The sequence below is a fragment of the Cytobacillus stercorigallinarum genome (assembly GCF_014836495.1).
Lineage (GTDB): Bacteria > Bacillota > Bacilli > Bacillales > Cytobacillaceae > Cytobacillus > Cytobacillus stercorigallinarum.
This window is the reverse complement of record NZ_JACSQT010000008.1, coordinates 224,231-233,051: the sequence shown is the minus strand read 5'-3', so window position 1 is coordinate 233,051 and position 8,821 is coordinate 224,231. Positions and strand designations below refer to the sequence as shown.

General features: G+C 35.7%; 9 protein-coding genes. 5 read left to right on the top strand and 4 right to left on the bottom strand.

Annotation, left to right across the window (positions count from 1 at the left end; all coding sequences use genetic code 11):
* Positions 1–110 precede the first annotated feature (110 nt).
* Positions 111–1,271, bottom strand: coding sequence for a DUF2515 family protein (locus H9655_RS16375; RefSeq protein ID WP_318245503.1), 1,161 nt, complete (start codon positions 1,269–1,271; stop codon positions 111–113).
* Positions 1,272–1,319: 48 nt separating this feature from the next.
* On the opposite strand from H9655_RS16375, the gene shc reads away from it, so the two are divergent.
* Positions 1,320–3,263, top strand: coding sequence for a squalene--hopene cyclase (gene shc / locus H9655_RS16370; RefSeq protein ID WP_191815992.1), 1,944 nt, complete (start codon positions 1,320–1,322; stop codon positions 3,261–3,263).
* A gap of 180 nt (positions 3,264–3,443) precedes the next feature.
* On the opposite strand, the gene H9655_RS22520 is transcribed toward shc, so the two are convergent.
* The gene (locus H9655_RS22520; RefSeq protein WP_225230689.1) at positions 3,444–3,686 is read right to left on the bottom strand and encodes a hypothetical protein; all 243 of its coding nucleotides are present in this window, start codon (positions 3,684–3,686) and stop codon (positions 3,444–3,446) included.
* Between the two features lie 86 nt (positions 3,687–3,772).
* A complete protein-coding gene (gene purU, locus H9655_RS16365; RefSeq protein ID WP_191815951.1) occupies positions 3,773–4,672 on the bottom strand; it encodes a formyltetrahydrofolate deformylase in 900 nt (299 codons plus the stop codon).
* A gap of 266 nt (positions 4,673–4,938) precedes the next feature.
* Here purU and H9655_RS16360 point away from each other — a divergent pair, with 266 nt between their 5' ends.
* The 4 genes from H9655_RS16360 (at position 4,939) to H9655_RS16345 (ending at position 7,842) form a co-directional block, all read left to right on the top strand.
* A complete protein-coding gene (locus tag H9655_RS16360) occupies positions 4,939–5,316 on the top strand; it encodes a hypothetical protein (protein WP_191815949.1) in 378 nt (125 codons plus the stop codon).
* Positions 5,313–5,861, top strand: a complete 549-nt coding sequence (locus H9655_RS16355) for a hypothetical protein (protein WP_191815947.1) — start codon at positions 5,313–5,315, stop codon at positions 5,859–5,861. The genes H9655_RS16360 and H9655_RS16355 overlap by 4 nt, the downstream gene beginning before the upstream one ends.
* 355 nt (positions 5,862–6,216) lie before the next feature.
* The gene (locus H9655_RS16350; RefSeq protein ID WP_191815945.1) at positions 6,217–6,546 is read left to right on the top strand and encodes a hypothetical protein; all 330 of its coding nucleotides are present in this window, start codon (positions 6,217–6,219) and stop codon (positions 6,544–6,546) included.
* Between the two features lie 93 nt (positions 6,547–6,639).
* Positions 6,640–7,842 (top strand): CynX/NimT family MFS transporter, encoded by a 1,203-nt coding sequence (locus H9655_RS16345; protein WP_191815943.1) that lies wholly within the window; start codon positions 6,640–6,642, stop codon positions 7,840–7,842.
* Positions 7,843–7,887: 45 nt separating this feature from the next.
* Here H9655_RS16345 and H9655_RS16340 read toward each other — a convergent pair whose 3' ends face one another.
* Entirely contained in the window at positions 7,888–8,787 is a 900-nt protein-coding gene (locus tag H9655_RS16340) for an AraC family transcriptional regulator (RefSeq protein WP_318245502.1), read from the bottom strand.
* Positions 8,788–8,821: the final 34 nt, after the last annotated feature.

Here is an 8,821-nt window from a genome sequence, read left to right as displayed (position 1 = left end):
CATAAAATTGATTCCATTCAATTATACAAAAAAACTTGTAGACTTGGTCTAATTCTTAGACTTTGTCTACAAGCTGAACATACCTTTGAATTAAAAAGGTATGTTTTGCATTACGATAATAAACTTTTCGCAGCAACTGCTAGCTCCAATCTTTCTAAAGATTTCATATACGCCAGTTTCACGTCATTATCAGCTATATTCATTTCTTTGAATAGCATTTTCACTATTCCCTCATTCTTGAACCAATCATCTCCTCCTGGCTGCTTATGACTAGTGTTTTTCCATACATGAACAAGCACAGGACTATATAACTTTTTCGCACCGTTTTTTAAATGTCCATCTGTAATTCTTGGTTTATATGTTTTTGTCGGTATTCCTTCTTGGATGACACAATAGACATTCCTCCAGTAATCACTTCTTGACCCAGTATGGGGATGTTGGTTAGCCCACTTAACAAAGCTTCGTAATTGAGAAGGGTTTTCGTAAAGAAGTGAGTACAATTTAAACCCTATTTCTATTCTCTGATTTAACTTTGTAAATAAATGAACGACTAAACCCTTTAACTGTGATATTCCATGCGTCTGATACGGGAAGAGAATATAGTTAAAAGCAAAAACATCTTGTAATTTAAACTCAAGTGTTGATGTCACTTCTTCTTTAAAAATTGGGTTTTGTATCACTCTTTTTTCTATATAGTTTTGTTCATTAATAATAAGCGCATGTGTAAGGATTTGAGATTGTTTTTGTTGCCAAAAAAATGACCATATTGCTTGCATAAATGAAGAGACGCCTAAATGAGAGAGCAAATGAAAGAACGGTTTACCTTGTCTGACACTTTCCTCGTAAAGCAATAACTGTGGATATGCATCTTGAAAAATCAACCAATTTGCTCGTTCCATAAATTGAAAGAACGCATGCTGTTCTGTCTCACTTAATATCTTTGATAATAAATCCCCTTTTAAATCTGTCATATTCCAACCTGCATTTCTTGAGACAAAATGGGCTAACAAAGCCCAGTGAACTTGGGGGAATTTCAAATAAAACTTGAAATAAGCATTTGTTCTTGTCACATTATTAAGATTACAAGCCGTTGTTTGTTGTTTTATTTTTTCTAGAATCTGTTGTTCGTCAAGATCAAGTTCACTTATTGTGTTCTGCTTGTTTTTCTTTAATAGGACCACTAATTCTTTTTTTAACTTTCTCCCAGCAATAGATGATTTTATCCTTTTTCTTCTTTTTCGCCATTTATGAATTAAAAAAATGGAAAACACCACCATTATGAATGATTATTTTGTCCAATGAATACTCATGTATTAATAATGATTACATTGTTAGGAAAAGTAACGAAAAGGGTGAATATCATGAAGGTCTCAAATGGAATCGATCATTTAATTGCTACTTTAAGAGCAGACCAAACAGCTTCAGGTACTTGGGAATATCCTTTTGAATCTAGTATATCCACTGATACGTATATGATTATTTTATTAAGAAGTTTGGAAATTGATGATGAAGAGATGATAAAACAATTGGTTAAAAGGATACTAAGTAAACAGGAGGAAAACGGTGCATGGAAACATTATTATGATGAAAGAAACGGTAGTCTTTCCTTAACTGTCGAGGCATATCATGCATTGTTGTATTCAGGTTATATCGATAAAAAAGATGATCGAATGAAAAGAGCGAAACGATTCATTCTACAACAAGGAGGCATAGAGGAAACCCATTTCCTAACCAAACTGATTCTTACAATCACAGGACAGTATGAATGGCCAAAGTTCTTTCCCCTGCCAATTGAACTGATGCTCATACAGCCTGTCATGCCAATCAATTTCTATAGCATCTCCGTATACGGTAGAGCAAATATAGTTCCAATTATGATCATTGCAGATAAAAAATTTCGTTTTCGAACAGCCAGCAGTCCAGATTTATCAGATTTGTTCACTTCGAGAGTGGAAGCAAACTTTAGTTGGTCCCGATCCTCTGAATGGCGAACCATACACAAAACAATTAAAGCAAGTATGAAGAAAATTATAGGCCTGCCACAAGAACTACACCAACTGAGTATGAGCCGTGCGAAACAATATATGATTAATCACCTAGAACCAGACGGGACCTTATTCGGATATATTAGCTCAACATTTTTAATGGTATTCGCATTACTATCATTAGGACATAAAAAAGATGATCCGTTGATTGAGAATGCGGTAAAAGGATTATACGGATTCCAAACAAAAGTAAAAGGTCATACACATATCCAATTCACTACTGCTTCTGTTTGGAATACAAGCTTGCTTAGTTATTCTTTACAAAAAGCTGGATTAACACCAAATGATCCAATGATAAAAAAAGCAACCAATTATTTACTTAGTAGACAACAATATAAATTTGGAGATTGGATCATTCATAATCCTAAGACAAAACCAGGAGCTTGGGGGTTCTCTGACATCAATACTTTTCAGCCAGATACTGACGATACCTCAGCCACTCTTCGTGCTATTACTAACTCTGCAAAAAGCCGTGATGATATAAAAGAGGCTTGGAATTTAGGCGTCAATTGGCTCGTTTCCATGCAAAATGATGATGGTGGTTGGCCAGCTTTTGAAAAGAACACCAATAATAAGTTATTAGCTTTAGTACCAATCCAAGATAGTGAATTTATTCTTACGGATCCAAGCAGTGCCGATTTAACAGGAAGAGCCATGGAGTTTTTAGGAAATTACACACATATGCCGCACCAACATCCTCATTTTCACAGAAGTATTGAGTGGCTTAAAACACACCAAGAAAAGAACGGTTCCTGGTATGGCCGATGGGGCATTTGCTATATATACGGGACTTGGGCAGCTCTTACAGGATTATCAGCTATTGAATATGACAATAAAAGTAAAATGATCAAGAAGGCTACGAGCTGGCTACGATCCATTCAAAATGCTGATGGAGGTTATGGGGAATCCGCATTAAGTGACAAACAAAAAAAATATATCCCATTAGGTGATAGTACACTCACACATACAGCATGGGCCATAGATGCATTAATTTCGGTAAGTCAGAAGCCAGATGAGACAATTAAAAGAGGCGTAAAATATCTCCTCACATCTTTGGACAATAAAGATTGGCGTGAAGACTACCCTGCAGGGCAAGGTCTCGCGGGTGCTATTTATTTTCATTATCACAGTTATCGCTATATTTTCCCCTTATTAGCGTTGGCACATTATCGAGAAAAATACGGAGAAAATGAGTATGATAGTAGAATAACACCGTAAATAATTTACCTTTTTTCCACTCAAGAAAAGCCCGCACCTATTATATTCATTTAAAATCATTCAATGTGATCTGGGCTTTTTTTGAGGAATGATAAGGCTCGTTAGTTTTAGGGCGGAGAGATTATCAAGAATCGCTGCTTTATATTCTTTTCCTCTTTCTTTTACATTCCAACAACATTACTAAAAGTGTTGCAAGTAATTCACTTGGAAATTTCCCTTCTCCCTTTTCCCAGAAAGAACTTCTTCTGCAGGACAACCATAATAGCGAATTGTGCCGTTATTTTTTTCGTTTTCATCGCTTATAACAGCTTCCACACCAGCGGTACTGTTTGCGAATGTCCTGGTAATGCATTGAAAAAAATTTAAACAAGCTGTCAAATTCAAATTCCCGCATAAATAAGGATATTTTCTTACTTTAATCATTCTTTTTGAACAATAAACCGCTTTCATCGTTTTTAGGAATAAAAAATCGAGGAAAAATCCCCGATTTAAGTATTATGATTTATTTTTTAAAAAACAACCGTTTTATTACCATATACAATCACGCGATCTTCAAGATGCCACTTTACTGCTCTAGCTAAAACACTGCGCTCGATTGAGGCTCCCTTTCTCTTCAAGTCCTCTACTTCATCCCTATGATCAACTCGACTTATATCTTGCTCGATAATCGGCCCCTCATCTAAATCATTGGTGACATAATGTGAAGTTGCACCGATAATCTTCACTCCACGTGCATAGGCACGATCATATGGTTTCGCACCAACAAATGCCGGTAAAAAAGAATGATGGATATTAATAATTTTATTCGGTTGAGCAGACACAAATCGCGACGTTAAAATTTGCATATAACGAGCGAGAATGACAACATCGATATTATATTCTTCAAGTAATTGTAGCTGCTTTGTTTCCACTTCTTCACGATTTTCTTTTGAAGCAGGAATATGGTAAAAAGGTATACCTAATGACTCAACAATTTCTTTTGCCTCTAGATGGTTACTAATAACTAATGGAATTTCCATCATCATGTCGCCATTCTGCCATTCTAGGAGTATCTCTCTTAAACAATGTAGTTGCTTTGATACGAAGATGGCCGTTCTTTTTAATTCACTATTTTGTTGTAACTTCCATTCCATCTCAAAATCTTGAGCAACATTTATAAATGACTCTTTCATTTGTGCAAATTTTTGTGGAAGGTCAGGGCACTCAAATTCAATGCGCATAAAAAAGTTGCCGCCTTCATGATTAGTAGAATATTGACTGGATTCAATAATATTGGCTTGATATTGAAATAAAAACTTCGAAATATGGGCGACAATCCCTGGTCGATCAGGACATTTAATGAGTAGGCGTCCCCTATTTTTATTTTTCTCTTTATAAACTTTTGCTTGATTATTAAATAATGTATTCATGTTGCACTCCTTCAATATATTTATTGCATTTTAACCTTTTCTTTCATAAAGACGCAAACCTTTTGCAAAAAAAAACACTCATTGTACATTGCTTGAAATCAGACCCCATTCTCTTATACTATAATAGGAGCATGTAAGCTGTGTTTTTATATTACAGAAATATGACTTTAGTGGCATTTTTGTCATAAATAATCGTATTTCGACAAAAAGGAAGGTATAATTATAAAATCACAGGATAATAGTTTCATATGAGGAGGAATTATGAGATGGAATGGGTATTAGCCATTTTACTTGGTGCAGCAGTTGTGTTGCTCATTTTATCATTTGTTAAGGGTAAACAATCGAAATCGGAACAAGAGCAACATATTGATCAGGTTTCTTTTTCCTTAATGGATGAAATTCACCAATTGCAACAAAAAGTGAAATTCATGGAAATAGATGCTGAGATAACTGCCGTAGAAGCAGGTACTTCTGAAGTACAATCTGATCATAGATTACTTCTACGCGAAATGATAGACCTACATAGAAGAGGATATTCCAACGAAAGCATCGCTCAAAAACAAAAGATGTCTTTACAAGAAGTGAACAACCTACTAGCTCCATACGAAAAACGTAGTACGGAAAGGAGTAAAGTAGCTCAATGAGTGAAAAAACGATGCGCAGCTTTGCTGGTGGTTTAATTGTTGCAGCAGTCATCCTCGGAATTACCTATTTCCTTAGTCCGTCTGATAGCAAACAAACAGAAGCCGCTGAGCCGAAAGCAACCGAAGAAGTAGACCAACCAGCTGAAGCAAACAAAGAAGAACTTAGTACAGAAGAGATGGAAGAAGCATTACAATCTCAAGGATTTATTATTCACAGTGAAAAAGAATGGAACAATATCAATAAAGATATGAAAGATATTGCTTCTGTTAAAGAAGAAAATGAAAAGCTTAAAAAGCAACTTAACGATGCCAAAGCAAATGAAAATGAAAAAGCTGTTTACCGTACGATGCTCACAGTTACTTCTGGTATGACGAGTATCGACGTCGGTGATGCACTTGAGTCCGCTAAAATTATTAAAAATGGTAAAGACTTCTTTGATACAGTAGAGAAAAAAGGCCTCGAAAATGACCTGCGCCCAGGTACATTTGAAGTTAATAGCGACATGTCAATGAACGACCTTGTTAATACAGTATTTAAGAAATAAGTTTCCTCGAGAAAAGCATTTGATGACATCATCAAGTGCTTTTTTATTGTCTTCCTAACTCCTCAGTATTAAACAAGTAGCAGTGAGTAGAAACCATTTTCCCATAAATCATAGCGATAACAGTAAAAAACTGCGCATAGATGATTTGCTCATAGTGCATTTGCCTTTGATAGTTGCGCAAACTCCGATAAATAATAGAGCAAAAGCGACATAACCCTCCCTTCCTTTAATTAAGTTTCTAAGAAGAAAATGAATAATCGCAGCATATTAATATCAAAATACTCTTATATCATTCAATATCGACAAAAAATAAATGAAGTTTAAATTGATAAAAGAAGATTGGGGAATGTTCATTATGAGTATTTATGTATATCAATCGTTTCAACTTAAACAAGAAAACTTTCAAGAAGGTATTCAAAATCTCGCTAATATCAAAAGCTTTCGCAACGAAAACTATAGTCACGAGATTGAAGTCCTCTCCCCTATTTCCGGCAAGGATCATACCTATTGCCTCATTGCCAAATATGAAGGGCTCGCCGAGATGGAACTGCAAAATAAAAAAATGTTCGAAGACGAAAAATACAAAAAGATGATTAGCGATTTCTTTATTGAGCACACCGTGCAAAATAGTATAGAAACTCAATTGTTGCGCTGTCTTCAATTACCACCGAAGACAAAAAAATAATAGACATTAAAAAACATGTCATCACCCTATACATTAGTCAGAAAATTCATTATAATTAACGCGTCTTGGATAACTTGAAAAGAGGCGTTAATTATGACAGATAGAAGCAATCAAGGTAGGAATATACTTATTTTTATAGGCATCATCGCAGTTGCGTTTAATTTACGTCCTGCGATTACTTCAGTTGGCCCAATTATTGGAGACATTCAACATGAAATGCAATTTAATACGAGTACAGTGAGTTTACTAACCACATTCCCTTTATTAGCTTTTTCAGCCATCTCCTCCTTTGCCCCTATATTTGCAAAAAGATGGGGGATAGAGAGGACACTTTTCTGCGGGCTAACACTGATTGGGCTAGGTATCTTCATGCGCTCTACTAATATATTGTTCATTCTATTTGTTGGTACCTTCATGATTGGAATAGGAATAGGTATTTGTAACGTGTTACTCCCAAGCCTTGTTAAAGCACAATTCCCTTTAAAAGTAGGATTAATTACCGGCATATATACGTTAGCAATGGGTGTATTTGCTGGTTTTGCACCAGGTATTAGCGGAACACTTTCTAGCAATGGAATCACATGGGAACCTAGTCTACTCATTTGGGCAATCCCTGTCATACTTGCTTGTATTCTATGGATACCATTTATTAAAAAGAGACCTAAAATAAATCCTGTCCCGCTCCTTTCATTCTCTACTTTGTTTAAATCGGGCATCGCATGGCAAATCACCGGATTTATGGGATTACAATCGTTTATTTATTTTGGTTTTTCCACATGGTTACCAGAGATTTTGTTATCAAAAGGTTTCACGTTAGAAATGGGTGGTTGGATGCTTACTGTCATGCAATTTTCGGGGTTACCAGCAAGTTTTTTTATTCCTATACTAGGAGAAAGATTAGCGCATCAAAAATGGATTGGCTTAGGAATTGGTTCAACTCTTATTACAGGTTTATGTGGGTTATTTCTTACTTCAAGTACGGTGATATCATTTCTGAGTATTATCCTCATCGGTCTTTCTCTAGGTGCTGCCATAAGTCATTCTTTAGCATTAATGAGTCTACGATCTATGAACAGTGAGCAGGCAGCCTCTCTTTCTGGCATGGCTCAATCTTTTGGTTACTTATTGGCCGCATGTGGTCCTTTCTTACTTGGTTTTCTTTATGACCTTTTCCACCAATGGCATACAGCATTTTTTGCCCTTATTACTGTTGCTATTCTTTTTACTTTATGTGGTATTGGCGCAGGAAGGAATGTTTTTGTGCAGGAAACCACAAACCTCAAGCAAATCTCATAATCGTTTAGCTGGGTTTATGATTACAACCCAGCTTTTTAATTTTATTTAAAGCTCTTTGATTACAGGGACCCAAATTTCTGAGTAAAAATCGCTACGATTAGAATCACCTTCAGGATATACCTCTAACTCAACCGTTCCCGCATGTCTATAACCGCTTGTTGGAAACCATTCTGAGAATATTTGTTTCCACGTGTGCTGCATTGCTTGTGGCATCTCTCCTGTCACTTGAAATACGGCCCAAGTTGAAGCTGGAATCGTTATTGTTTCAAAGTTAGTCGAATCTCCATCATAGTTCACAGCAATCCAATATTCAATCTCTTGTTGTTTTTTATAATCCACACAAACACCAAGTAGACCTTTGATTGAACCATTATTTAATGAAAGTAAACGTTCACAAGTCCCATCTTGATTTACTTGATTCCAAAACTTTGGAATTTCTTTTAGATTTTCATCGTTTTCAAGCGAATAATTCTTTCTTATACCGACTACTTGAAAGCTTTCTTTTGAAATAATCGTATGATTCATTGGTTCGACTCCTTCTAATGTTACATGTATTTTTAAAGGCTGATATAATTGTAACTTTCCACGGTACTTCTTTACTTCTGATGGTGAGATATGATGTTGTTTTTTGAATGCCTTAGTAAATGCTTCTGGGGTTTCATAGCCGTATTTTAGTGCAATATCAATGATTTTCTCATCAAAATTACCAAGCTCTATGGCTGCACTTGTTAACCTTCGTCGTCTTATATATTCCCCTAGCGTCATATCCGTTAAAATGGCAAACGTTCGTTGGAAATGAAAAGGAGAAGTATTCGCTTGTTTTGCTACCTCCTCACTGTGTAATTTTTCCAACAAATTGGCTTCAATATAATCCAACGCTTTTTGTATATCTGTTACCCAACTCATATTCTCTTCCCCCTCCGCTTTGATTGTATAACGCATCATTTATTTACTCCTGTCATTTATTGCTCTGTTTGGA